Below are 23,763 nucleotides of genomic sequence, written 5' to 3' on the forward strand. Positions count from 1 at the left end.
CCCCGCGTCCATACCCACCCCCCGCGCCCGAGGAAGCCGACAGGGACGACTCCGAATTGGAGGCCTCCTCCGAGCCGGACTGGAACCATTTCATGTTGCTGCAGCCCGGTGCCGTTAACAGAACCATTGCCATTCCGCCCAACATCAGCTGCGACGCGCCGCGGTACTTCATGAACCTTGCTCCTTGGAGGGGGTGAAACCTGTGTTGTACGTAACAACTATAGCACCGGCCTCAATTTCCTCAGGATTCCGCATTGGCAACCTTGAAATCATCGTTACTTCAAATAGTTACACGATGCTTTCCAGGCAATGAGCAACCGTAACACCTCAGGAAAACCGCCATTTTTCAGGGATTCTGAAAGGCGATCGCCGGGGGATGGCCATCACGCAGATTTAGGATCAGCGACGAGGGGCATGGGTGAAGCGAAGGCACTCGGGAGCTATAGAAGTGGACATTGAGGCGGAACTGTCTGTGCGGGAGTCGGGGCGAAGCGGGGACCTGCGACTGCCCTTCAACGAAGTGGTGCGCCCGGAGGGACTTGAACCCCCAACCCTCGGATCCGAAGGGCGACAAAGCACGTTAGAGACAGACAGCGATCAGGGCGGGCAGATGGATATGTTCTCTTTATAGATCAATGCTTTTTGCATAAGTCCATGAGGATCACTGACGATTGCGGCATACCTGCAATCGTACCCAAAACCGTGACCAGATTTCCTAACAAACGAGAGACGATCTGGCACATTCACTCGAACAGATCAGCGTGGGAACCGGTACGTTCCAAGTAAAGGAATTCATCATCCGTTCGATAAATCAGCAGCCAGTCTGGGGCAATGTGACATTCGCGATGATGCTTCCAATTCCCGGAAAGGGCATGATCTCTGTTTCTGACAGGCAGAACTTTTTGGAATTGTAAGAGGTCAATGATGTCCTCGAGATCATCAATGTCCTGTCCTCGTTTTTTGGCTAACTTCAGGTCTTTGAGAAAACGGCTGGTGGGTTTGATGGTGAGCAAGGCTAGACGCCCGTCTGGTTTCTGAGGGCGCGGAAGGTTTTAAAGGAAGGGAGTTTCTCGGGCTTGTTGGTTTCGTCAAAGGCGGCAATGGTCGTGGCATTTGGAATGGTGAGGGGGAAGGGAATACCTTGATGGAGTTCGACCTGAGCATAAAAAAGCCGTATGGCTTCTGCCTCACTAATCCCCAGGCGATCGAAGATTTTCACGGCTCTCCTTTTAAGGCCGATATCGATACGGGCATTAATACGGTCTGACATGGACAGACGCGATGTTTTCCTCATGTTTGATATTGTACGCCATTTGTCGTACAAGTCAATAAGCCCGCCTCGCACCAGGACATCTTCGAGAAGCAGTGAATCGAGGGAGTCTGAGTGGAACCGTGACCAAAACCGTGACCGAGGAAGAGGAAGAACCTGAGGAAGAGATACAATCTATTGATTTTATGGTGCGCCCGGAGGGACTTGAACCCCCAACCCTCGGATCCGAAGTCCGATGCTCTATCCAATTGAGCTACGGGCGCGCGCCGGTATAAGAACCATGTTACCGAGGGGATGTCAAGAAATGCGCCAGGGCACCTGCGAGTTTCTGCCGAACAGGCTCAGCCGATTCAATGGCCTGACTCACGCGAGGTCAACTGGAGAATGCGTTCGGCCACGGCTGCGGTGGAAACGCCGTCGGTCGAGACGACATGCGTGGCGGCCGCCTGGTACTTAGGCGTACGTTCAGTCAACACGTCACGGATTTCCTCCGTGAACGATTTGGTCCCCGTCAGCGACGGCCGCTGCGTGTCGCCGCCAATCCGGCGGGTGATCGTGTCCACGGTCGCGGTGAGCCAGACCAGCGTCCCGGTCTTTTGTAACACTTCCACATTCTCCGGCCGCAAAATGGCGCCGCCCCCGGTATCGATGATCAACTGATCCCGCGCGGCAAAGTCACGACAGACGGCCGACTCCAAATCACGAAAGTGATCCCACCCGAATTGTTTCACAATTTCAGGCACGGAGAGATTCGCGCGCTTCACAATCTCGGCATCCGTGGAGACGACCGTGCGCCCGAGCTTGCGGGCGAGAATTTTTCCGACCGTGCTCTTCCCGGTCCCGCGATACCCGATCAATACGACATTCATAGGAGATTCCGGACTGAAAAGGATCGGGCCGCTGTCCAGGCCTGCGCGCGGAGAACGGCCGATTCGTTACACAAAGTGCGACTCCAACACATGCCGCATGATGTCCACCGGAGCCGGCTGGTTCGTCCAGAGTTCAAATTGGAGTACAGCTTGATTGAGAAACATCTCCAACCCTGAAATGGTCCGGCACCCACTGGCTTTCGCCTCCTGCAGGAGTTTTGTTTCGCGCGGGTTGTAAACGATATCCATCACCGTCAGTTCCGGCCTGAACAGATTGGCCGGAACGCAGGACTCTTCAACTTTTGGTGACATGCCGACCGGCGTACAGTGAATCAGCGTGCGGACATGCGGGACCCAATTGCGCAGCATGTCCAGCGTAAGCGGTCCGTCTTCAATGGGCACGGCCGTCTTATCTCGCAAATCTCTCACCAGCCTCTGCCGCTCCGCATCTTCGATACCGAGGATCGTCAGCCCGGCGATGCCCGTCCCCGTGGCCAGCGCAAACGCAATGGCGCGCGCGGCTCCGCCCGAGCCCAGGATCAATACACGATGCCCGGCAAGCAGTGCGCCACCCTCTTTCAAGGCCCGCAGAGCCCCCGACGCATCCGTATTGTAGCCTTTGAGTTTTCCCTCTTCGGCGACGATGGTATTGATCGCGCCGATGTGTTTGGCCGTGGGTTCCACCTCATCCAGGAACGGCATGGCCGCCACCTTGTGCGGAATCGTCACGCTGAATCCCCGCGCATTTCCCAAGGCCCGTATGCCTTTCAAGGCATCACCGAGAGCGTCTACGCGAAAGGCCAGATACACGAGATCCAGCCCCATTTTCTGAAAGGCGGCATTGTGAATCGCCGGCGACAGCGAATGCTCGACCGGATTCCCGATGATGCCGCACCATTGAGTCTGAGGTGTGATATCCATACGCAAGAACCTTCTACTTCATGAGCGCGACGTTCAGTGCCACATACTGAGATCCCTGCACCTGATACATCACCGTCACATGATCGTCTTTCTTGAGATCCTTCACGGCTTTCACCCCGCCGTCGAAATGGGTTTTTTCATTGGCAACGAAGGTGAACCGGCTTCCGCCGCCGTCCTTCTTGACGGCAAATTTTCCGGATGCCGTATCCACCGACAAGACCGTTCCCACGAATTCCGTGCCACCCTCTGCTCGAGCCGGCGCCAGACTTGATTCCAGCATCCCGTACAAGACGACAGCCAAAACGAAGACCGGGATTACAACCGCGATGATACGTTGCACGGCACTCATAATCGCCTCCTCGCTTCCGGCGACTCTGCGTCGCAGCATCCTTCCGGAGGTCGTCGTCCCAGGCCACGACAGGCCGTCGCCTTCTGTTCCTTACCCCTTGCAGATGGTCATGCCGCCATCGATAGGAAACGTCGCTCCGGTCACCCAGGTGGCCTCGTCGGATGCAAGGTAGAGCGCCATCTTCGCTACTTCTTCCGGCTTGCCTGGCCGACGGATGGCGTACTGGGCCATGATCGGTTCCAGACTGGCAGGATCGGCCATTAAAGGCGCCGCCATGGGCGTATCGACCAAACCGGGATTCACCGCATTGCACCGGATGTTGTCTTGCGCGTAATCGACGGCCAGGGATCTGGTCAACGCATCCAAGCCGCCTTTCGATGCGGCATAGGCGGACAGCCCGCGAATGCCGATCAAACTGGCCACGGTAGAAATATTGATGATCGCTCCGCCGCCGCTCTTGATCATTTCCGGTATCGCCGCCCGCGTCATCCGGAACACGCCCGTTAAATTGATGTCCAACACTTTCATCCAGGTAGCATCGTCGGTCTCGTGGAGCCGCTTGCCGAAATCGCCGATTCCGGCATTGTTCACCAGAATGTGCACTTTGCCGAACGTCCGCCTCGTCTGCGCCACCACGTCCTGCACATGGGCTTCATCCGTGACGGACCCGGCAACCGCCAGCGCCCGCCCTCCGTTCACTCCGATTCCCTTCACGACGCGGTCGAGTTCCTCTTTGCGGCGGCCGGTCACCACGACATGCGCCCCTTCATCGGCAAACAACTTGGCGATGGCCTCGCCGATTCCCGCGTTGCCACCGGTAATGATGGCCACTTTCCCCTGTAACCGATTCATGCCGTTGGCTCCTCCCCCTCCTGCTCCTCGTGGTCTCGGTCGGCCTGGTCCTCCGTGTCGACGGTCCTGTTGGGACGCGACCACCAGCCCTCTTCGACCTTTCTCGCGACGGTCAAAAACCCCGAGTGCGCTACCATTCGATGGTCCGGGCGGACACTGCGCCCTTGGATAGACCAGGTCCGCAACAAGGTCTCAAAGGTTTCAATATTGCCGAAGACCGAGGTGCGTTCCAGCGCATCGACGGTTTGCATCACTTGCGGGATGGTGGGCACGAAGCTCAAATAAATGCCCCCGGAGCGTAATACCTTCGCCGCATGCGGCACCACCTGCCAGGGCTCCGGCAAATCCAGCACGAGGCGATCGAACGGACGGCCATCTTCGAGGAAGTCGATGCCTTCATAGGCATTCTTCCTCACGGGCATCAAGGTGGACACGGGACCCATGTAGCGTTCGATATTCGTCAAAGCCGTGCGGGCGAAGTCATCGCGAGCCTCATAGGTCACGACCAGACCGGTCGGGCCCACGGCGCGCAACAAGGCCATGGTGAGTGCTCCAGACCCGGTTCCGGCCTCGAACACCCGCGCGCCGGGATACACATCGGCCCACATGGGAATCAACGACAAATCTTTGGGATACAACACCTGCGCCCCGCGGGGCATTTTGAGGACATATTCCCCGAAGGTCGGCCGCAGCGCCAGGAATCGCTTGCCTTTCGAGAGGGTCACGATCGACCCATCGGGTTTGCCGATCAACTCATCGTGCGCGATCGTCTCGCCGCTGAAATGATAGATATCTCCGGCCTTCAAGGTCAGGGCGTACTGACGGCCCTTCTTGTCGACCAGATGAACACGTTCCCCGTTCTGTAGTTGTGACATAGGTCGGCATTCTAGGAGATGGCCGACGCGTTTTCAACCGAACCCGTCGGCAAACCGGCCCAACTTCCTGCCGCGCCGGTCCCTTGACAGTTCGGCAAACATCGCTATCTCAATCGTAAATAAATCTGAACGGTTATGTGCTCCCGTAGTAGGTCAAAGGACAGCCGGAGAGCGGGATACACGGCGCGAATCCTTTTTCCTGCTCTGGGCTCTCACATAGAGAGGGAGTCTACCTCAAGAATCCCGTAGCCAACCGTCCCCAGGATGGGGAAGAGGGGTGACACATGATGAAAAACGCGATCGCGATTCAAGATGATACAGATCCGACGGTGACCGTAGAGGTCGATCCGGACGCCGATGATGCAGAAGCCAGTACGCTGCTGGACAGCATTGCGCAGGGCGGCCAGCCTGAAGCGGACACCGAAGAAGTGGTTCACGAAAAACCGTCGCGTTCGGCGTCGTCCCCATTTCTTCTGGAATCGTTATATTTTCGTTCATTCGGCGAACGGGGGCTCTTAGAGCGAGAAGAGGAAATCGAACTGGCCAAGCAACTCGACCTCGGTACGCGCCAAATTCGTCAGACACTTCAGCAGGCGGTGAAGGCCTGCGGAGGACTGAAACGTTCTGAAGAGGTGACCGAACATATTCAGACATTGCAGACGGTACGGCGTCTCAGCGGGCTCTCGGCCATGGTGCTCAATCAAGCGGACCGCGCGCTGGAACAGTTGCTCTCGGACGGCATGCACGGAGTCAAACTTCCGGCCTCGGTGCGAAAAGAGCTGGAGGCCTGCCTGACCACGCTGCGAAATTCACGCGTCACGCTGGAAACGGCGAAAGATGAATTGGTGCGCTGCAACCTTCGACTCGTGGTGAATGTCGCGAAACATTACACGGGGCGCGGCCTCACCTTGTTGGACCTGGTGCAGGAAGGCAACATTGGATTGATGAAAGCCGCCGAGCGATACCAGCACCGCAAGGGGTTCAAATTCAGCACCTACGCCACCTGGTGGATCAGGCAAGGCATTACGCGTTCCCTTGCCGACCAGTCGCGAACGATCAGAATTCCGGTGCACCAGACGGAAGCCTCGAACCGCATTCTCCGGGCGTCGCGCCGGCTCGTGCAACAATTAGGACGCCAGCCGCGCCTGGAGGAAGTCGCCTCGATGATGCGCATGCGGCCCGATCGCCTGCACGAAACGATGCAGGCATTTCAGGAACCGGTAGCATTGGAGCATCAGGTCGGTGATGGCGGAACGGAGCTCGGCGAACTTCTGCCGGACCAGCAGGCGGTTCCGCCGGATGCCCATGTGAATCGCACGGAACTCACCCGTGAGATGGACAGGATTCTCGGGACCTTAACACCGCGGGAACAGACGGTCATCCGGTTGCGATTCGGCATTGGCGAAGATCAGGCGCGCACGCTGGAACAGGTGGGGCAACATCTGTCGGTCACGCGCGAACGCATCAGGCAGATCGAGGCCAAAGCGTTGAAGAAGCTCAAGACCCCTATGGTCAAGGAAATGTTTGCCGCGCTGAAGTAACCGAGGCGGAGACTCTCAGGGCAGTACGAGACGGGCGAGGCCTCGGCCTCGCCCGTTTTGTTCTGTGCGCGCTTTCGCCGTACACGCGAGTGTGAGAGAATGCGCCGACGGAGGATCGAGGTCCCTATGGTGACAGGCTCTTACAGTCGCGGCGCAGGCTGCAGACGCAGGATGAGTCGTTGGTTGACCTGGCCCCTCCTGTCCCTCTTCATTTTCAGTCTCACGGCCACTGCATTCGGGGCGGAGCATCAGCCCGCTCATGCCGTCCCGTTGACCGAGCTTCCGATCCCCGCCGTCGTCTCCAAAGTGCGCCCCTCCGTGGTGACCGTATTGACACGCGGAATTCCGACGGGAGGCTCGCAACATGGCGCGCCCTCCGGATCCGGTTCCGGCGTCATTCTCGATACCAACGGCTACATTCTCACCAACAATCACCTGGTCCATGGCGTGACCAGTGTCGTGGTCGGACTATCCACGGGTCGGCTGACACCCGGCCGTGTGGTGGCCCGTGACTTTCTTCTGGACCTCGCCCTCGTTAGAATTACGGCGCCTGATCTGGTCCCTGCGGAATTCAGCCGGCGCCCCGCCCTCGAGATTGGAGAAACCGTCATCGCCATCGGCAACCCGCTGGCGTTGAAGGGCGGCTCAACCGTCACCGTCGGCGTCATCAGCGCCCTGGATCGTTCAGTCCTGACGCCGGAGGGCGAAACCCTCTACGATTTGCTCCAAACGGATGCCGCCATCAACCCGGGAAACAGCGGCGGCCCGCTGGTCGATCGCTTCGGCCAGGTCGTCGGGATCAATGTCGCTATTGCCCCCTCGGCTCAAGCCATCAGTTACGCCATCGCCATCGAAGCCATGACCTCGCATATCGAATCAATGATGGCCCGGGGATCCGTCTCGCGCCCCGATCTCGGATTGATTCCGCTGACCATCACACCAAGCGTGGCGGCGAGTTTTGATTTGGAGAGCGACCGGGGCATTCTCGCCCTGCAAGTAGACCAGGGCAAACCGGCCGGACAGGCCGGATTGCAGTCCGGGGATGTGGTGACAGCCATCGACAACCGCCCGCTCTACAATATGGGAGATTTCTGGCATGCCATCGAGCATGGCAATGGGCAGATGTCGTTCCAGGTCGCCACGCAGGGCAAAGCCGGTACGGCCACTATTATCATTTCACGTCCGGGCCTGCCACGGCCGTAAGCCATGAGCCTCCATCCTCTCATCCACGATGCAGCCGCCGCGTTATTCGCAGGCCCGGAGGCTTCGAAACACAACGACGCCGTGCGACCCGCGACGTTAGTCTGCGGCCAGGCGCTGCCGTACGAGGACGCGTGGCGCCTGCAACGCGCCTGCCGCGCAGAACGAGCGGCGGACCGCTGTCACGACCTGCTTCTGCTCATGGAACATCCCCCCGTCTATACCCTGGGGCGCACGACACAGGACCGGCATTGGCCGGGAGAAGAGCACCTCTCGCGAAAGACCGGCATTCCCGTCATCCGGACGGAGCGGGGCGGCTCGATTACCTACCACGGGCCGGGACAATTGGTGGGGTATCCCATCCTTCGATTGACCGATTACTGCTCAGGCCCAAAAGCCTACGTTCGGCAGCTGGAAGACGTGGTGATCGCTGCCTTGGCCGGGTGGGGCGTCACCGCCCATCGGCGTGAGGGCCTGCCTGGAGTATGGGTCGGCGGCGACCGCCCGTCCAAGATCGCGTCGATCGGGGTGCGCATTTCCCAGGGCATCACCACGCACGGCTTCGCGTTGAATGTCTGCCCCGATCTGGCCCCCTTTTCTCACATCGTGCCCTGCGGCATTGCCGATTGCCGTGTCACATCGATGGCGGCCCTCGTGAGTACGACGCCCGACCTCCATGTCGTGCAGCAACAGATCGCCGCAGAGTTTGCCGCACGGTTTCGCCTCACGTGGTCTGAGACCCTCACTCCTGAACAACTTGCGCCTCGCACGGAACAACCGGATGGCGACCCGCCCTCATCCATGTATGCGCCATCCAACCCCAAGGAGCGCCCTGATGACTGAACTGAATACCCACACCTTCCGTCTGGCCGTCGCGCAATTTAATGAAGCGGCCGAGGCGATGCAGCTGGATACCAACCTGCGCGAGCGACTCAAACTCCCGCAGCGCTCGCTCATTGTCAGCGTACCGGTTCGAATGGATGACGGCCGCGTTGAGGTGTTCACGGGATACCGCGTCCAGCACGATACCGCTCGCGGCCCTTCAAAAGGCGGCATCCGGTACCATCCGGAGGTGAATTTGGGCGAAGTCGCCGCCCTCTCCATGTGGATGACATGGAAATGCGCCTTGGCCGACCTTCCCTATGGCGGCGCCAAAGGCGGCGTGAGGGTGGATCCCAAACAATTGAGCCGCGCGGAACTTCAACGCCTCACCAGACGATACGCGGCGGAGATTTTCCCCCTCATCGGCCCGGATAAGGACGTGCCCGCGCCTGACGTCGGGACCGATCAACAGGTCATGGCCTGGATCATGGACACCTATAGCCAGCAAGTCGGCTACGCGGTGCAAGGCGTCGTCACGGGAAAACCATTGTCCATCGGGGGCAGCCTCGGACGGGAAGAGGCAACCGGTCGTGGGGTGGTCTATGTGACCCTGGAAACGCTCCAGCACCTGAAGCTGGATGTGTCGAAAGCCACCGTCGCGATTCAAGGGTTCGGCAACGTCGGCTCCCATACTGCCCGCATCATGCGACAGGCCGGCGCACGGGTGGTTGCCGTGAGCGACGTACGCGGCGGACTCTACAATCCAAAGGGCCTCGACATCCCGGACCTGCTGCATCGCTACCACGAGAACCATGAGCCGCTTCACGACACCAAATTGGGCGAACCGATCACCAACGAAGAATTGCTCCAACTGGACTGCACAGTGCTCGTTCCCGCCGCCCTCTCTGAACAAATCACCGAAGCCAATGCGGCGAAGTTGCGTTGCCGCATTCTGGCAGAAGGCGCAAACGGCCCCACGACTCTGGAGGCAGACCGTATCCTGACCGATAACGGAATCTTCATCATTCCCGATATCCTGGCCAACTCAGGCGGGGTGATCGTCTCGTATTTTGAATGGGTGCAAGACGTGCAGCGCTTCTTCTGGAAAGCCACGGACATTCAAGACCGCTTACAAGACATCATCACCAGCGCATTCCACCGGACGCTGCACTTTTCCCTCGAACGGCGAACGACGATGCGGATGGCGGCTCTCATGTCGGGTATAGACAAGGTGGCCCAGGCCCATCTCCAACGCGGGCTCTACCCGTAAACCGTGATCATGCCGGGCCGGTGGCGCCAGCGATGAGCCGATACATTCTCGCGGCGATTGCCGGCATGTGGATGGCCGACGGCCTTGCCCTGCTGAGCGCCCCCTTGCTCGTAATCCGGCGGCTACAGGATTCCCTTCAGCGGAGTCCGCATGTGCTCCGCTGGCAAGCGCTTGGAATTGGCCTCGGGATCATTCTGCTGCTGTGGTCGCCCCGGCTGGCCTATCAACCACTCTGGTGGTTGACCGGTGCGGCCATGATCACCAAAAGCGGCTTCCTGCTATGGGGCCCGGCCGCTTGGCGCATGCCGCTCTTGCACTGGTGCTTCACTCGCGAGGCGGTTGATTATCGATTCTTCGGCCTCTGGCTTTGCCTGCTTGCTGTCCTGCTCCTACATGCGTTAGGGTTGCTGCACGGTTAACCGTTCGCCCTTGGCGTGATCCTCACCAGGCATCTCGTTATGAGTCATCACTCCATCGCCTCTCTCTGGGAAGAACACAGCCGCGAAGGCTGGCCTCAATTTTCCAGCCCGAATGAAGGGCAGTTAATGACGTTGGATACCGTGATCGGGGGCTGCGCGGTCTTTTATCTCGACGGGCAACCGGAGATAGACAGCCAGCGTATCGCGATGCTTCAAGATTGTGTGGCCGACCTCGATGGCCTTCTCGAAGACCTCTCTGATGATAGCCTGGGCTATTTCCAGCGCCTTCGCCGACTCGCGACCGCCCTTGTTGACGCCGGTCAGCAACCCTAATTCTATTCACGCCTGGTGCGGGGACCAGCCATCCAGCCAGCCCCCGCTGCCGCTCACTTACGGAACCTCGACGATGTCTTTCTTCATCGGACCGAGCAACGCCAGGAGCTCACCCTTCTCGCCCGCCGGCACATTGAACTTGTCGAGCGCGGCCACAAGATCCTGCACCAACGCCCCGAAATCCGCTGAGCTGATCTGCATCCCCACGTGAGTGGGCTTCATCTCGCGCCCCTGGTACTTGCAAGGCCCGCCCGTGGCCTGGCAGACCTGATCAATGAGATGCCCCTTCAACTTGGGAATGTCGGTCGTGGCAAACCGGCTATTAATCCGTCCGTCAGCCGCAACATTCGCGACAAATTGGTCCACCACCGCCGTAATAGCAGGCTTGCCGCCTAAACGTTCGTACAACGACTTCGTCACCGTCGCGGTAGCCGCCGGGCGCTGAGCCTGGTTCGTCCCGCCGGTTTCGGCGCACCCGCTACACATCGCCACGGTCCCCAACAGCATCACTCCCACTCCGTACTTCCATCCCATCGTCCACCTCCCTTGTTGATACATAGCCGATTGTCTGACCTCGCCGCCGACAGGGGCGAAGAGCTCTGTAAAGCGACAACCCGGTTGACCACTGACCATAAGAGAACTATGATGTATTCGTCTAATATATTGTTTTCATACTATGTATAGCTTTTACCTATAGCTAGACGGGGAGGCTTTTATGGAACTGCGCCAACTCGAATATTTCATGGCGGTGGCGGCGCACCAGAATTTCAGCCGTGCCGCGGAACATGCGCATGTCTCGCAGCCTTCGCTGTCGATTCAGATCGGCGGACTCGAAAAAGAGTTGGGCACGCGCCTGTTCGACCGCCTGGGAAGAAAGGTCGTACTCACGCAGGCCGGCGAACTCTTTCATGTGCATGCCGAACGGGCCTTGCGGGAAGTGGAGCAGGCGGAGCAGGTGGTTCACGAGCTGCTCGGCGCCAAACGTGGCCGCTTGGTCGTCGGGACGCTGTCGACGGTCAATTCTTACCTGATCGCCCCGCTTGTCTCTCGATTCAAGCAGCGCTTTCCAAACATCCATCTCCAGGTCCATGCCCAACCGTCTTCCGATATCGTCAACGGTCTGCTGACCAATCGCCTCGATATCGGGATTTGTCTACTCCCGCTGACCCATGCGCATATCACCACCGTCCCGCTTTTTGAAGAACGCCTCGCGCTCATCGCTCCCGCAAACATGAAGATCGGAAAACGCCGGACTCGCATGCAGGATCTCGCGCAGGTCCCCCTCGTCTTGATGCCCGCCGATTATTGCCTGCGGAAAATGGTCGAATCGGAATGCGCGAAGGCGGGTGTGCACCCGCAGGTGGTGTTGGAAATGAGTTCGCCGGAAGGTATTCTCCAGGCGGTGGCGGAAGGAACCGGTGCCACGATCCTTCCCGAGCTCTATGTCAAATCCCGACTTCCGGGATCACAGCTGGCAGTCATCGACCTGTACGATCCCACGCCACGCCATACGGTCGGACTCGCCTATCTCACCAAGCGGCATCGTGGCCAAGCGGCCGAAGAGTTTGCCGCACTCTGCGAAACCACTATGCGGGACCTGCAGTCCGGCTCCAGCCCGTCTCTCCGGAACAGGTGTCGTAAGCGGGCGGAGGCCTCACGCATCGGACAACCTGCGCCCCGGAGGTTGGCTCCAGGAACATCAACCCGGCAAGAAGAGCGGGCGCGACCTTGAAAGTCAGACAGCCCCTTCGATAGAATGCCCTGTTGCCTGATCCTTCCCCTTTGTCATTCGACCGGTAATCGTGACCCAGTCTGAGATTTCAGCATGGGCTTTAAGGAGGCATTCATGATGCAGCGTACGCGGACGTTCACAGCCTTGATGACTATGCTGGGGTCCTTTTGCCTCGCCGCCATCGTGACCGCCGAACCTTACGAACTGAGCAAGAACGACGTCAGCGACCCCAAGGGGGTCGCCAGCCAGGATGTGTCACTGTTCGGGATTAAGTTGGGAGACGATGAGGCGAAGGCTCTCGACGGGTTGGTGAATGAAAAGATTCCCGGCGTCAAGGCGGAGCAAGAGGCTACCTTCATTTTCTTACTCGATCAGCGCAAACCGACCGGACCGATGGCCGGCGTGCGGGTCCAGGACGGCAAAGTCGATCTGATCTTCATCAACAATCGCTTTGCCTTTAAAACACGCGGCATCTTCCGCAACGTCCTCAATAGCGAAAGCCCTGACGATGTGCGAAAAATCCTGGGCAAGGAAGATTACGGCGATGAGAATGTGATGGGCGCCATGCTGGCGTATGACAAGCAGGGCTTTCAGGTGAATTATCTCGGCAAGGACGTGAACGTGGAGTTTTCACTCCCGCGCTAAACCATCAGACGGAAGATTCCCGCTCCGGCTCCTCAAATCTTCCCTCCCCTCAACCTCCAGGCGCCCTCCAGCCGGCGCTCCGTCAGCAACGGGACGCACTCGTGCTGGCCCCGCTGAAGACGGGACCGGCAGAGGCAACGTACAACGTACCCGCTAGTACGATGACGGAAGTTTATCGGGCCAGTGCTGCGCGGCTATCGCTCAAACGCAGGCCGTAATTGATGAGGCTGGTCGCCGTATTCCAGCGACGCTTCGAGTTGAGGATCACGAGCAGCAGATCGCTGCCGTCCTGGGAGACTTTCGCGATCAGGCACCGGCCGGCCTTAGACGTAAACCCCGTCTTGACCCCTTGCACTCCTGGAATCCGGCCAAGGAGCCGATTGGTGGTACGCAAAACGTAGGCGCGATGCTCATTGATCGGCATGATGATTTCACGCTCTTCGCGGACCAGTTCTTTGAATACGGGATGGTGCAGGGCGATCTCGCTGAGTTTGGCCAGATCTTCCGCAGTTGAATAATGTTCCGGCGCATCAAACCCGCAGGCATTGCTGAAATGGGTATTGTGCAATTCGAGCGCCGCCGCCTTGGCATTCATAAGATCGACGAATCGTGCTTCATCTCCGCCGACATGCTCGCTCGCCGCCAGACAGGCGTCATTCGCGGAGACAATCAGCATGGCCTTCAGCAAATCTTCCAGGCGAAAAATTTGTCCCGTCCGCAGGCGCAGATGTGTTTTATGGGCGCGGGCAGCCTTGGGGCTGACGGTCACCTTGTCGTCGAGATGGCCATATTCGAGGATGACCAACGCAGACATGATCTTGGTAAGACTCGCCGGTGAGAGCCGCTTCTCGCTCTCGAACTGATACAGGGTCGTGCCCGTCTTCAATTCCTTGAGCAAAATGCTGTGCGCCGGCACGTGCCGCCACCTGAGACTGTGATGCGCTTGTTTGGCCGAGGGAACCGGCCTGGGATCGTAAGGGACGGTAATGACCTCGTCATCCACATCGTTGTCGATAGCCGAGGCCTGGCCTGGCCATAGCGCGGCCCCGGCGAGGAACAGAATGACTATGGCACGCACCGGCAACGTCCGATGTGAACAGTTCATGCGGAATGTCTATGCTTTCTTGTGACGAGCAGAGGGACTCTGACGGTCACAGGGTATAGGTTTCTCGAACCTTCGTGCCACGCACACTGCTGGCGATGACTTTGTGGAAAAACCGGAGCAAATCGGCCAGATCGATCCAGAACCCGCAATTCAGGCAGCGTGCATACAGTCGGCGATTCATGAGCGTGTAATGCCGCTCCACCATCATGAATCCTTTGCATTTCAGGCAGTGCATTGCCAGACCATTGCCCCTTCGCCATGATTGCGTAGACGCTTCGGCGCATCTCAGACCGAGACCTACGTCGACTCTGTTTAGCGGAGACGATTGAGGATAAGGGCGAGGCAGCCGGCCAACAACCCACCCCCGAAGATCGTGGTACTGAAGGAAAGGATGGCGCCGGAACTTCCCGTCGGGTTGGTCCCCGACACCAGATCGCGCACCCCGCCTTGAACCATTAAGACTGCCAGCGTCGTCAGGCAGCCCATGCTAAACCACCACAAAAACGCTCGCACGAGCCCCCGTGGTCTGATCGCTGAAAATGGCGCGGGACCTGTGTCCGGCGACCTTTTCGAACTCTATCCGAGCCCTATCGAGGTGTCAAGCAAACTGCCTGTCTCCTCTTCGGTCGGCGGGGCTCAAATCTGAATCGGTCGCTATTCCTTCGTGCCGGCCGGCGGAATCTGTCCTTTCCTGCCGCGATGCAAAAAGACCGAGACGCTAGCCGCGCCGTTATCGGCTGTCACGAGACCCGGCTCCTCCGCGTTGTCGGCCGAGACACGGTAACTCGCCACCGCAAAGGGGCCGTTCTTCGTGCGGTAGTTGCGCGGGGGGTAGTGGAACGTGCCGTCGCCACGCCCGAACAAAATTGACAGGTCGGTGGACTGCAAATTGACGATCGCCACATCGTCGATGTGGTCGCCGTCAAAGTCGTGGGCTAGGCCGAAATTGGGGCTGGCGTCCGCGCCGGAATCCTTTCCCGGTTGAAAGGTCCCATTGCCGTTGCCGAGGAAGGTGGTGAAACTATCCCCTTCACCATTGATGACCAGGAGGTCGGTCAGGTGATCGTTGTTAAAGTCGGCAAAACTCACCCCCAGCGGCCGTCTCCCGGTTTTGTAGTCTTTGGGGTCACGAAAGGTTCCGTCTCCATTGCCCATCCACACAGAGACGGCGCTCAACATCGGCCCGCCATTCGTCACCACTAAATCCGGCTTGCCGTCCTGATTGAGATCTCTGAGCGCCAGGGAGGTGGGAGTATCGCCATATTCGTATTGCGCCCCTGGCCGAAACTCGCCACGGGCGTTCCCGAGAAAAATCTTCACCTTGTCGTTGCGCAAGGCCACGGCTAAATCCGGGTGCCCATCGCCATTCACATCCTGGCTGGAGATGGAAACCGGGGTGCGATGCACGGGATACTGCGGACCTTCATCAAACTTCCCGTTACCTCGTCCAAACAGGATGGACACCTGATCCCCGCCTGAGCAGGCCAGCGCCACATCGAGCTGGTCGTCGTGGTTATAGTCGTTGAGGGCCAGGGACCGCGGCTCCTGGCAGACCTTCACCTGAACTTGGTCCCGAAACGTTCCATCGCCGTTGCCGAACAGCAGCGAAATGGTGTTGCTCGAAATGTTGGTCGTGATGAGGTCGGTGATTTGGTCACGATTGAAGTCGGCCGTCGTCACGGTCGTCGGATTCCTGCCGACCGGATAACTCGCAAAATAGTAGAAGGGATCCGGCGGAACGTACGGATCAGTTTTTGAGCAGGCGAAGAGGAGGGGCAACCCGGCCACGAGTGCCAGACCGACACGCACGATCGACGAACTCTTGCTGGCACAGGCATTGATGGTCATCGCCATCTCGAAGACACAAGCATGACAGTCCGGCCAAGTCCATGCTTCGCCGCTCCCAATCCGTATGCGATCCGCGGAGTATACAGAGCCCCCTGCTGCTTCGCAACGAAGTCCCGCCCTCGCCAACGGGGTTGGCGGCTTGGGTGTTGGGCTCCCGAATGGGCTCCTGCGCCTAGGCCTTTCGCCCCTTTGAAAACTTGGAAAGCCTTAGGCTACAATGCGGGTCAAGTGTTGAGGAGGTGCCCATGAGCAAGAAAGTTACGATCCCGTTGTCGATGTATGGCGTCGCAGAAGTACTGAAATGGTGTATTGATCGCAATAACGGCCGGGTGCCGGGTGTCGATACCGAAGGGTTCAAGCATATGCAGTCCCTTTTGGCCGGGAAGCCCACGTCTAACGACTATCTGGCGCTCGATCAATTCTGGAAGAAACAGGTCGCGTTGGAATTGACGGAGGACGAGGTATCGACCATTGACCGTTGCCTCTATGACATTCCGAACTTCGATAACGAACCGCTGCCCCAGATTCGGCATAAATTCTGGCCTCAAGCGGCTGGCGTTGCGGCACATTAATCGACCCATCCCGGTTCATTCCCGCTCAATGTGGTGATCCCGCCCGCAGGCATGCGGCTTGTGGGTGGGCGCTCCGCAACAACCAACGTTGTCGTTGCCGACACCATCGGCTAACCCGATGACCACCTCGACAGAATCCCCAGGCTCATAAAAGTCGGTCACGTTCCGGCAACCTCCACGCAGCTTCAATTTCACAGCGCAAAAAAAGCATTGGAGCGATGTGAATCGGCCTGCCTTTTGCGTGCGACAACACCCGCACACAAGGCGGCCTATGGGACTGCGAGGAATTGGAGGTGCAATGGCTGGAATGGAGAAGGCAAGCGCCGCCCGACCAGTCGGTCCAGGCGGCCCGTATGATTGCTACAGCGACCCTTCGCCTTTCAGGAACTTTCTGAATCGTCCCATCAGATCGGCCCCGAGGGTGCCGCCTTCAGGCTTCTTCACATCGGGATCGCTGAAGTGCGAACGGATTTCCTGCAACCGTTTTTCCGCCTGATCGTTGCCTTGCAGCCGCTTGGTCTTCTGGAGGGCGGTGTCGAAGGCGTCGAACGTCAGCTCATTATATCCAAACGACCGGATGCGCTTCACAGCTTTCATCATCGCCTGATTGCGGAACGTGGTGAGATGCTCCGAGTCGACCTCTTTGAGCCCCAACTTGCGTGCCCGACGTTCGGCTGCCTTGCGAATCCCGCTCCGCACAAAATCGGGCGAGGTTTGCAGCCGCTTCCAGGCTTCGTCGCTCCAGGCCACGCGCTCCTGCGGGGCTTCCCACAACTGCACGGCCGTCTGCTCGTCAATTCTGGTCAAACCCTTCTCCCGCGCCATCTCCTCCGTATCATGCCGGATCATGTCACTCACAAAATCCATGGCGATCGGCGGAGACTCTTTAATTTTCTGCTGCAAGAGCGCCAGCGCCCCTTCGGTCCATTCCAGCGGACTTGCCTCTCGCTCGCGGATCTCCCCCAAGGCTTCGACCTTTTCGAACAGATCGACATTGACCTCCATGTGGCCGCCTTTGCGAGCGATCTCATCGGCGATCTGCTTGATCATCCCCCGCATGAATTCCGGTACGGCAGCCAGGCGCTCCTTGGCGGCGGCGGTCCAGGGCAGCTGCCCTTTGGCCATTTGATCAGCCGCCTCTGCCATGCCTCCCTCACCACCCATGGTCCCCATCATCTGACCTTTGAACTGATCGAGGATCTCTTCGGTGATTTCGGGATAGCCCAATTCACGCGCCTTCTTCTCGGCCAGTCGGCGGACCATTCCTCGCAAAAACATGGGCGCGCGCTCCATGCGTTTGAGCGCGCCGTCACTCCACCGAACCTCAGGGGCTGTTATATTGGACGACTCTGCCACGGTATCACTCCTGTTACTTATTGAGTAATTCCTTCAGTTCTTTGCCTGCCTTGAAGAATGGCACACGCTTGGCCGGCACCGCAACGGTCGCCCCGGTTTTTGGATTGCGACCTTCCTTCATCCGCCGGGCGCGGAGACGAAAACTCCCGAACCCCCGGATCTCCGTCTTATTGCCGCTTCGCAGGGAATCTCGAATACAATCGAAAATCGTATTGACCACGATTTCCGCCTGCCGCTTCGTCAATGTGGTGACCTGCTCCGATACCCGCTCGATAATCTGCGCTTTGGTCATCGTCCCTCTCCTCGTGGGTGGGGCTTACGCACAGCTGAATTGCTGCGTCGCCATATCGATGATGCTCCGGCTGCTCAGAACGCCATCAAGTATTTCATCTTGACGCCGGTATCGAACTCCAGCTTCGGAAACACCGACGACCAACGTGATTCAATGATGTCTCGAAATGAAAACCGTTTGCGCGGCTCGACAACCTTCGGCTCCCCTTCCATACCGGCGATGTCGGCCGCAATATGGATCGCGTCATCGAGATCGCCTAGCTCGTCGACCAACCGCGCTTCCTTCGCCTGACGCCCGGTGTAAATCCGGCCATCGGCCAACGGTTCCACATCGGACACTTCCAACGATCGTCCGTCAGCCACGGCCTGAATAAACTGCTGATGGACGTCATCCATCACGGACTGCAGGAGTCTGCGTTCCTCATCGCTCATCTTGCGTAAGGGCGATCCGACATCTTTGAAGCGCCCGCTCTTGATGACCACACCTTCGACCCCGACTTTTTTCATCAGGCCCTCGAAGTTTGCCATCTCCATGATGACGCCGATACTCCCGGTCAGGCTGCCGGGATTGGCAATGATCCGGTCGGTAGCCGCCGCGATGTAATACCCCCCTGAAGCCGCAACCGTTCCCATGGAGGCGATCACGGCTTTATTACTTTTGTTTTTCACCCGCTGCACGGCGTCGTGAATTTCCTGAGACGGCACGACGCCGCCGCCGGGGCTGTCGATGCGCAAGACGATCGCCTTCACCAGCGGATTCTCGCTGTATTGTTTCAACTCGGTGATGGTCGCCTGCGCATCCAGGATGACGCCCTCGATGCGAATGAGCGCCACGCGATCCTGGGTTGAGAAATCGAGGTCGGGGAGGAGCGCGTTCAACACAATCAACGCTCCTCCCGCAATCACGATGGCCCAGAGGATACGGCGCAATAGGCTCCGCTGTGGCTTCCCCGCCGTGTCTGCTTGTGGGCCCATACAGTCTCCCGACGTTTAGGCTTCGGAATCGCTCTGGTTCCGCTTCCGGCTTTGCTTGGCCGCGCGACCCAGAGTTTGATCGATCCCGCCCTGCGAGGCGTGGAACTCATCGACCTGGCGGCGGTCGGAATCCAGCTGGTGATCGCGCAAGCTGAGCGCGATTTTCCGCTCATCGCGATCCACCTTGATGATCTTCGCCGTGACGTCATCACCCGGCTTGAACTTTTCTTCCATGCGCACGTTGGCGTCCAAACCCACTTCGCTGATGTGGATCAAGCCCTCCACGTCGCCGTCCAGCTCGATAAAGAGCCCGAAGTCGGCGATCTTGCTGACCTTGCCGGTAATGCTGTCGCCGACTCGGTACTTGTTGGGAATCTGCTCTTCCCACGGATCGCGGGACAATTGCTTATATCCTAGCGAGAGCCGCTCCTTTTCCTTGTCGATGCGAATCACGACGGCATCCACCTTCTGGCCCTTCTTGAAGAGCTCCGACGGATGCTTGATGTGCTTCGTCCAGGACATGTCGGAAATGTGGATCAACCCATCGATACCTTCTTCCAAACCGACGAACGCGCCGAAATCGGTCAGGCTCTTCACCTTGCCTTCGATCCGTGTGCCGGCCGGATATTTGGCTTCGATCATGTCCCAAGGATTTGGCGCCGTCTGCTTCATGCCCAAGGAAATCTTGCGGCTTCCCGGATCGATATTCAGGACGGCTGCTTCCACCTGATCGCCCACCGACACCACACGGGACGGATGCCGCACTTCGTGTGTCCAGGACATCTCGGACACGTGGACCAACCCTTCCACGCCCGGCTCCAATTCGACGAATGCGCCGTAATCGGTCAAGCTCACCACCCGCCCGCGCACGCGTGTGCCCACCGGGTACTTTGCCGCCACGCCGGTCCAGGGATCGGCCGACTTCTGCTTGAGACCCAGCGAAATACGGCCGGTCTCGCGATCGTACTTGAGCACGGTTACTTCGACTTTGTCGCTGACCTGGAACAACTCGGAAGGATGTCCCACACGGCCCCACGACATATCGGTGATGTGCAACAACCCGTCGATGCCGCCCAGATCGATAAACGCTCCGTAATCGGTGATGTTCTTCACCGTGCCTTGAATCAACTGGCCTTCCTTCAACGTGGACAAGGTCGTCTGACGACGACGATCGCGGGTTTCCTCCAACAAGACGCGTCGGGAGACAACCACATTGCCGCGGCGATGGTTGATCTTGATGATCTTGAGCGGGAAGGTCTTGCCGACCAACCCGTCCAGGTCACGGACAGGATGCAGATCGATCTGCGAACCGGGCAAGAAGGCCTTGACGCCGATATCGACCATCATGCCGCCCTTGATGCGGGAAATGATCTTGCCCTCGATGCTCTTTTCTTCCTTGTGCAGCTTCTCCAATTCCTCCCAGATTTTCATCTTGTCGGCTTTTTCTTTGGAGAGCACCAGATTGCCGTCGGCGTCTTCACATTCTTCGAGATACACCTGCAGGCGATCGCCCACTTTCAATTGCGCCAATTCCTCATGTGAGAACTGGTCGGCAGGAATCATCCCTTCTGACTTGTAGCCGATATCGACGACCACTTTGTCCTTGCCGATCGCGACCACCATGCCCTCGGTGATGGTGCCTTCCTCAAAGTTGCGGAAGGTTTCCTCATACATCGCCGCTAAGGCATCGCGGTCGAGCTTGGGTTCGCTTTGTGGTGTGGCAGTACTCATGAAACATCCTCGTCCTCCGGCCTGTGCCGGGTGCTGATAGTGAAAAACCCCGAGCCTTACTCAGCGTTGCAAGACTCGGTTGTCGGCCTGGCTTCGAGATCGTGAGATGGCCCGGCATGGGCCCTCCCGTCTCCGGGGTTCGGAACCTGTCCGAGCTCGGCAATCTTTGCCATTACCGTACGACTGACATGTTGATAAAACAGTTTGCCTTCCAACTGCGCAGCGTCTGAAGAGAAATCCAACGGCTCTCCATAGGTCACCGTCACGCGGCGAAATCGAGGCCACTTCGCGCCGGGCGGCAATACATCAAACGTGCCGCCGATATGCGCCGGCACAACCCGGCACCCGGTCTGCGACACGATCACCCCGATGCCCGGCTTGCCCGGTTTCAAGGCACCGGTCATCGTCCGCCCTCCTTCGGGGAAAATGGCGACCGCCTTCTCCTCTTTGATCAAGGCGACCGCTTTACTGAATGCATCCCGATCGAGGCGGCCGACCCGTAGCGGAATCCATCCCAACGCTTGCAGCAGGCCGTTGAGCAGGGGGACGGGAAACAGATCATGCCGTCCCATGTACCAGACCCGCCTGGGAATCCCGCAGCCCAGCAACGGAATATCCAAATAGCTGGCATGGTTCGAGGCGATCAAGAATCCACCCTGTCGCGGCACCCGGCCGATCGTACGATACCTGAAACAGATCCAGCCGACCGTGCGAGAGAGAACCCACAACAGGCCATATAGTGCAGAGCTCACAATCGCGCCGCAACCACAGCCATCATGTGCGAGACGACCTCCTCCACCGGCATGCTCGACGTATCGATGCGTTCCGCATCGGGTGCGGCAATCAACGGCGCCACCGCGCGGGAACGATCACGATCATCACGCCCGGTGAGGTCGCGCTTGGTCTGGTCAAAATGAACCGAATGGCCAGCTGCCACGAGTTCGCGATGTCGCCGCGTGGCTCGCACTTCCGGATCGGCTTCGAGAAAAAACTTCACGTCGGCTTCCGGGAACACTCGGGTCCCGATATCACGCCCCTCCGCCACGACGCATCCTTCGGCACCGATTTGCCGTTGCACCGGCAGCAGCCATTCTCGAACGGCAGGAATGGCCGAGACCATGGAGGCCAGTGCCGTCACGTCCGGGGTTCGCAGCTCGCCGGTAATATCGCGCCCATTCAGCAGCACGTGGGATTGTTCGGGGCCACAGGCCATCTGCAATGTCGCGTGAGGAAGCAGCGCGGCGATGGCGAGGTGATCGTCTGGGCTGAGCCCCGCATTGTGTACTTTCCACGCAATAGCGCGATACAAGGCACCGGTATCCAGATAGAGATACCCCAGTTCTCGCGCCAGCAGTCGCGCGACTGTGCTTTTTCCCACGCCAGCCGGTCCATCGATGGCGATGATCAAGCCACGTTTGTCCCGGGTCGCGGCACCGATTTCACCCACGCTTCCTCGCACTATAGACGTTTCCCGGAATCAGTCAACAGTTCCAAGAGCTTACGGTCAAAATTCGGAAACGATGTCTCGATACACTCTGTATTCTGGATCTGCGTTGCCTGCGGCGCGGTCAACCCGCCGATGGCCACAGACATGGCCACACGGTGATCACCATGACTTTCACAGGCAGCCCCAGTCAGCGCGCCGTTAGCGCCGTTGCGCCCCAGCCCCTGAATCACCATACCGTCTGGCCGTTCTTGGATGCGCGCGCCCATCGCCCGTAACTCATTGGCCATGGTGGCGATCCGGTCGCTTTCTTTGACCCGCAGCTCTTCAGCGCCGGTGATCACCGTTTCACCTTCCGCGACCGCTGCCGCCACGCAGAGAATAGGAAATTCATCGATGGTCTGAGGAATCTGATCGGGCCCGATCCGCACGCCGCGAAGCGGTCTGGACAACACGCGCAAATCCGCCACCGGCTCCCCCGCCTCTTCCCGTTGATTGAGCACCTCGATATGCGCGCCCATCTTGAGCAGGATATCAACCAGGCCGGTTCGTGTCGGATTCATCCCCACGCCGCAAATCGTCACATCGGAATACGGGACAATCGACGCTCCGACCAGGAAAAATGCCGCGGCCGAAAGATCTCCGGGCACCACGACCGGCTTGCCGCTCCAACGGACCGAGGGACGCCCTTCGATACGGACCGTACATCCGTCCCGCCGAAACGGAATCCCGAAATAAGAGAACATCCGCTCGGTGTGGTCCCGCGAGAGACGCGGTTCGGAAATGGTCGTGAGGCCGTCTGCATAAAGAGCCGCAAACAGCAGGGACGATTTGATCTGGGCGCTTGCGACCGGCGACGCATAGGCCATGCCCTTGAGTCTGGTCCCCGTGATGGCCAACGGCGCAAGTTCTCCGCCCTTCCGCCCGGCGATTGCCGCGCCCATCGCCCGCAGCGGTTTCACCACCCGACCCATGGGCCGTCGCCTGATCGATTCGTCTCCGGTCAGGACCGTAAAAAAATCCTGCCCCGCCAGCAGTCCGGCCATCAAACGAATACCGGTCCCCGAATTGCCGCAATCGATGGGGCCGAACGGTTCCGTCAACCCCCACATCCCTTTGCCGTAGACGATCAACGATTCCGGCGTCTCTTCGATCCGCACTCCCAGCGACTGAAACGCCCGCATCGTATTCAAACAATCTTCGCCGCGACAATACGCCGTCACGGTGCTCGCCCCTTCGGCCAGGGCTGTGAGGATGATGGCTCGATGCGTGACGGACTTATCGCCCGGCACCGTGATGGTGCCCTTCAACGGACGACCCGGAGTGATCGTTAATGAGGCCAT

At 58.9% G+C, this 23,763-nt stretch carries 27 protein-coding genes and 1 tRNA gene; 9 read left to right on the forward strand and 19 right to left on the reverse strand.

Annotated features, from left to right (window positions below; all coding sequences use genetic code 11):
* Window positions 1-743: 743 nt before the first annotated feature.
* The 8 genes from GDA65_17315 to GDA65_17350 form a co-directional block, all read right to left on the reverse strand.
* Entirely contained in the window at window positions 744-1,013 is a 270-nt protein-coding gene (locus GDA65_17315) for a type II toxin-antitoxin system mRNA interferase toxin, RelE/StbE family (GenBank protein ID MBA5864444.1), read from the reverse strand.
* Between the two features lie 2 nt (window positions 1,014-1,015).
* Window positions 1,016-1,270, reverse strand: a complete 255-nt coding sequence (locus tag GDA65_17320; protein ID MBA5864445.1) for a type II toxin-antitoxin system RelB/DinJ family antitoxin — start codon at window positions 1,268-1,270, stop codon at window positions 1,016-1,018.
* 186 nt (window positions 1,271-1,456) lie between these two features.
* A tRNA-Arg gene (locus GDA65_17325) sits at window positions 1,457-1,533 on the reverse strand.
* A gap of 87 nt (window positions 1,534-1,620) precedes the next feature.
* Window positions 1,621-2,139, reverse strand: a complete 519-nt coding sequence (locus tag GDA65_17330; GenBank protein ID MBA5864446.1) for an AAA family ATPase — start codon at window positions 2,137-2,139, stop codon at window positions 1,621-1,623.
* 66 nt (window positions 2,140-2,205) lie between these two features.
* On the reverse strand, window positions 2,206-3,060 hold the full coding sequence (locus tag GDA65_17335; GenBank protein ID MBA5864447.1) for a shikimate dehydrogenase: 855 nt from the start codon (window positions 3,058-3,060) through the stop codon (window positions 2,206-2,208).
* A 13-nt stretch (window positions 3,061-3,073) separates the two neighbouring features.
* A complete protein-coding gene (locus GDA65_17340; GenBank protein ID MBA5864448.1) occupies window positions 3,074-3,409 on the reverse strand; it encodes a hypothetical protein in 336 nt (111 codons plus the stop codon).
* 90 nt (window positions 3,410-3,499) lie between these two features.
* Complete coding sequence (locus tag GDA65_17345) at window positions 3,500-4,261, reverse strand: glucose 1-dehydrogenase (GenBank protein ID MBA5864449.1); 762 nt, start codon at window positions 4,259-4,261, stop codon at window positions 3,500-3,502.
* Window positions 4,258-5,136: a tRNA (adenine-N1)-methyltransferase gene (locus tag GDA65_17350; GenBank protein MBA5864450.1), complete on the reverse strand. Its 879-nt coding sequence runs from the start codon at window positions 5,134-5,136 to the stop codon at window positions 4,258-4,260. The genes GDA65_17345 and GDA65_17350 overlap by 4 nt, the downstream gene beginning before the upstream one ends.
* Window positions 5,137-5,420: 284 nt before the next feature.
* Here GDA65_17350 and GDA65_17355 point away from each other — a divergent pair, with 284 nt between their 5' ends.
* The 6 genes from GDA65_17355 to GDA65_17380 all read left to right on the forward strand — a co-directional run bounded on the left by GDA65_17355 (window position 5,421) and on the right by GDA65_17380 (window position 10,721).
* Window positions 5,421-6,677 (forward strand): sigma-70 family RNA polymerase sigma factor, encoded by a 1,257-nt coding sequence (locus tag GDA65_17355; protein MBA5864451.1) that lies wholly within the window; start codon window positions 5,421-5,423, stop codon window positions 6,675-6,677.
* 99 nt (window positions 6,678-6,776) lie between these two features.
* Window positions 6,777-7,880, forward strand: a complete 1,104-nt coding sequence (locus tag GDA65_17360) for a trypsin-like serine protease (protein ID MBA5864452.1) — start codon at window positions 6,777-6,779, stop codon at window positions 7,878-7,880.
* Between the two features lie 3 nt (window positions 7,881-7,883).
* On the forward strand, window positions 7,884-8,720 hold the full coding sequence (gene lipB / locus GDA65_17365) for a lipoyl(octanoyl) transferase LipB (GenBank protein MBA5864453.1): 837 nt from the start codon (window positions 7,884-7,886) through the stop codon (window positions 8,718-8,720).
* Entirely contained in the window at window positions 8,710-9,969 is a 1,260-nt protein-coding gene (locus GDA65_17370; protein MBA5864454.1) for a glutamate dehydrogenase, read from the forward strand. The genes lipB and GDA65_17370 overlap by 11 nt, the downstream gene beginning before the upstream one ends.
* Before the next feature lie 32 nt (window positions 9,970-10,001).
* Window positions 10,002-10,388 (forward strand): hypothetical protein, encoded by a 387-nt coding sequence (locus tag GDA65_17375; GenBank protein MBA5864455.1) that lies wholly within the window; start codon window positions 10,002-10,004, stop codon window positions 10,386-10,388.
* Between the two features lie 39 nt (window positions 10,389-10,427).
* Entirely contained in the window at window positions 10,428-10,721 is a 294-nt protein-coding gene (locus GDA65_17380; protein MBA5864456.1) for a hypothetical protein, read from the forward strand.
* Window positions 10,722-10,778: 57 nt separating this feature from the next.
* On the opposite strand, the gene GDA65_17385 is transcribed toward GDA65_17380, so the two are convergent.
* Window positions 10,779-11,255, reverse strand: a complete 477-nt coding sequence (locus GDA65_17385; protein ID MBA5864457.1) for a group 1 truncated hemoglobin — start codon at window positions 11,253-11,255, stop codon at window positions 10,779-10,781.
* A 181-nt stretch (window positions 11,256-11,436) separates the two neighbouring features.
* On the opposite strand from GDA65_17385, the gene GDA65_17390 reads away from it, so the two are divergent.
* Together GDA65_17390 and GDA65_17395 are read left to right on the forward strand one after the other, a co-directional pair.
* Window positions 11,437-12,453, forward strand: a complete 1,017-nt coding sequence (locus GDA65_17390) for a LysR family transcriptional regulator (protein ID MBA5864458.1) — start codon at window positions 11,437-11,439, stop codon at window positions 12,451-12,453.
* A 114-nt stretch (window positions 12,454-12,567) separates the two neighbouring features.
* A complete protein-coding gene (locus GDA65_17395; GenBank protein ID MBA5864459.1) occupies window positions 12,568-13,098 on the forward strand; it encodes a hypothetical protein in 531 nt (176 codons plus the stop codon).
* A gap of 172 nt (window positions 13,099-13,270) precedes the next feature.
* Here GDA65_17395 and GDA65_17400 read toward each other — a convergent pair whose 3' ends face one another.
* The 3 genes from GDA65_17400 to GDA65_17410 form a co-directional block, all read right to left on the reverse strand.
* Window positions 13,271-14,203 carry a D-alanyl-D-alanine carboxypeptidase gene (locus GDA65_17400; GenBank protein MBA5864460.1) on the reverse strand — a complete coding sequence of 311 codons (933 nt, stop codon included), beginning with the start codon at window positions 14,201-14,203 and terminating at the stop codon, window positions 13,271-13,273.
* Between the two features lie 46 nt (window positions 14,204-14,249).
* The gene (locus GDA65_17405) at window positions 14,250-14,438 is read right to left on the reverse strand and encodes a hypothetical protein (GenBank protein ID MBA5864461.1); all 189 of its coding nucleotides are present in this window, start codon (window positions 14,436-14,438) and stop codon (window positions 14,250-14,252) included.
* Window positions 14,439-14,857: 419 nt separating this feature from the next.
* On the reverse strand, window positions 14,858-16,057 hold the full coding sequence (locus GDA65_17410; protein ID MBA5864462.1) for a hypothetical protein: 1,200 nt from the start codon (window positions 16,055-16,057) through the stop codon (window positions 14,858-14,860).
* Window positions 16,058-16,296: 239 nt separating this feature from the next.
* Between GDA65_17410 and GDA65_17415 the strand changes: the two genes are divergently transcribed.
* A complete protein-coding gene (locus tag GDA65_17415) occupies window positions 16,297-16,623 on the forward strand; it encodes a hypothetical protein (GenBank protein ID MBA5864463.1) in 327 nt (108 codons plus the stop codon).
* A 360-nt stretch (window positions 16,624-16,983) separates the two neighbouring features.
* Here the strand turns inward: GDA65_17415 and GDA65_17420 are convergent, their stop codons facing one another.
* From GDA65_17420 to aroA, 7 genes are all read right to left on the reverse strand, one after another.
* Entirely contained in the window at window positions 16,984-17,979 is a 996-nt protein-coding gene (locus GDA65_17420; protein MBA5864464.1) for a hypothetical protein, read from the reverse strand.
* Between the two features lie 13 nt (window positions 17,980-17,992).
* Complete coding sequence (locus GDA65_17425; GenBank protein MBA5864465.1) at window positions 17,993-18,271, reverse strand: integration host factor subunit beta; 279 nt, start codon at window positions 18,269-18,271, stop codon at window positions 17,993-17,995.
* A 74-nt stretch (window positions 18,272-18,345) separates the two neighbouring features.
* Window positions 18,346-19,245: a signal peptide peptidase SppA gene (gene sppA, locus GDA65_17430; GenBank protein ID MBA5864466.1), complete on the reverse strand. Its 900-nt coding sequence runs from the start codon at window positions 19,243-19,245 to the stop codon at window positions 18,346-18,348.
* 15 nt (window positions 19,246-19,260) lie between these two features.
* Window positions 19,261-20,976 (reverse strand): 30S ribosomal protein S1, encoded by a 1,716-nt coding sequence (locus tag GDA65_17435; GenBank protein MBA5864467.1) that lies wholly within the window; start codon window positions 20,974-20,976, stop codon window positions 19,261-19,263.
* Window positions 20,977-21,032: 56 nt separating this feature from the next.
* Entirely contained in the window at window positions 21,033-21,731 is a 699-nt protein-coding gene (locus tag GDA65_17440; GenBank protein MBA5864468.1) for a 1-acyl-sn-glycerol-3-phosphate acyltransferase, read from the reverse strand.
* Complete coding sequence (locus GDA65_17445) at window positions 21,725-22,414, reverse strand: (d)CMP kinase (GenBank protein MBA5864469.1); 690 nt, start codon at window positions 22,412-22,414, stop codon at window positions 21,725-21,727. Before GDA65_17445 ends, GDA65_17440 begins: the two co-directional genes overlap by 7 nt.
* A 20-nt stretch (window positions 22,415-22,434) precedes the next feature.
* Window positions 22,435-23,763: a 3-phosphoshikimate 1-carboxyvinyltransferase gene (aroA, locus tag GDA65_17450; GenBank protein MBA5864470.1), complete on the reverse strand. Its 1,329-nt coding sequence runs from the start codon at window positions 23,761-23,763 to the stop codon at window positions 22,435-22,437.

The organism is Nitrospira sp. CR1.1 (assembly GCA_014055465.1).
Classification (GTDB): Bacteria; Nitrospirota; Nitrospiria; order Nitrospirales; family Nitrospiraceae; genus Nitrospira_A.

What these genes read in the sequence shown, in the direction of transcription:
- GDA65_17390 (MBA5864458.1), top strand. Translation starts at nt 11,437, where the DNA reads ATGGAACTGCGCCAACTCGAATATTTCATGGCGGTGGCGGCGCACCAG.
- lipB (MBA5864453.1), top strand. Translation starts at nt 7,884, where the DNA reads ATGAGCCTCCATCCTCTCATCCACGATGCAGCCGCCGCGTTATTCGCA.
- GDA65_17395 (MBA5864459.1), top strand. Translation starts at nt 12,568, where the DNA reads ATGATGCAGCGTACGCGGACGTTCACAGCCTTGATGACTATGCTGGGG.
- GDA65_17355 (MBA5864451.1), top strand. Translation starts at nt 5,421, where the DNA reads ATGATGAAAAACGCGATCGCGATTCAAGATGATACAGATCCGACGGTG.
- GDA65_17400 (MBA5864460.1), bottom strand. Translation starts at nt 14,203, where the DNA reads ATGAACTGTTCACATCGGACGTTGCCGGTGCGTGCCATAGTCATTCTG.
- GDA65_17410 (MBA5864462.1), bottom strand. Translation starts at nt 16,057, where the DNA reads ATGGCGATGACCATCAATGCCTGTGCCAGCAAGAGTTCGTCGATCGTG.
- sppA (MBA5864466.1), bottom strand. Translation starts at nt 19,245, where the DNA reads ATGGGCCCACAAGCAGACACGGCGGGGAAGCCACAGCGGAGCCTATTG.
- GDA65_17385 (MBA5864457.1), bottom strand. Translation starts at nt 11,255, where the DNA reads ATGGGATGGAAGTACGGAGTGGGAGTGATGCTGTTGGGGACCGTGGCG.
- GDA65_17405 (MBA5864461.1), bottom strand. Translation starts at nt 14,438, where the DNA reads ATGCACTGCCTGAAATGCAAAGGATTCATGATGGTGGAGCGGCATTAC.
- GDA65_17415 (MBA5864463.1), top strand. Translation starts at nt 16,297, where the DNA reads ATGAGCAAGAAAGTTACGATCCCGTTGTCGATGTATGGCGTCGCAGAA.
- GDA65_17425 (MBA5864465.1), bottom strand. Translation starts at nt 18,271, where the DNA reads ATGACCAAAGCGCAGATTATCGAGCGGGTATCGGAGCAGGTCACCACA.
- GDA65_17335 (MBA5864447.1), bottom strand. Translation starts at nt 3,060, where the DNA reads ATGGATATCACACCTCAGACTCAATGGTGCGGCATCATCGGGAATCCG.
- GDA65_17345 (MBA5864449.1), bottom strand. Translation starts at nt 4,261, where the DNA reads ATGAATCGGTTACAGGGGAAAGTGGCCATCATTACCGGTGGCAACGCG.
- GDA65_17380 (MBA5864456.1), top strand. Translation starts at nt 10,428, where the DNA reads ATGAGTCATCACTCCATCGCCTCTCTCTGGGAAGAACACAGCCGCGAA.
- GDA65_17375 (MBA5864455.1), top strand. Translation starts at nt 10,002, where the DNA reads ATGAGCCGATACATTCTCGCGGCGATTGCCGGCATGTGGATGGCCGAC.
- GDA65_17350 (MBA5864450.1), bottom strand. Translation starts at nt 5,136, where the DNA reads ATGTCACAACTACAGAACGGGGAACGTGTTCATCTGGTCGACAAGAAG.
- GDA65_17330 (MBA5864446.1), bottom strand. Translation starts at nt 2,139, where the DNA reads ATGAATGTCGTATTGATCGGGTATCGCGGGACCGGGAAGAGCACGGTC.
- GDA65_17320 (MBA5864445.1), bottom strand. Translation starts at nt 1,270, where the DNA reads ATGTCAGACCGTATTAATGCCCGTATCGATATCGGCCTTAAAAGGAGA.
- GDA65_17340 (MBA5864448.1), bottom strand. Translation starts at nt 3,409, where the DNA reads ATGAGTGCCGTGCAACGTATCATCGCGGTTGTAATCCCGGTCTTCGTT.
- GDA65_17435 (MBA5864467.1), bottom strand. Translation starts at nt 20,976, where the DNA reads ATGAGTACTGCCACACCACAAAGCGAACCCAAGCTCGACCGCGATGCC.
- GDA65_17360 (MBA5864452.1), top strand. Translation starts at nt 6,777, where the DNA reads ATGCGCCGACGGAGGATCGAGGTCCCTATGGTGACAGGCTCTTACAGT.
- aroA (MBA5864470.1), bottom strand. Translation starts at nt 23,763, where the DNA reads ATGGCCTCATTAACGATCACTCCGGGTCGTCCGTTGAAGGGCACCATC.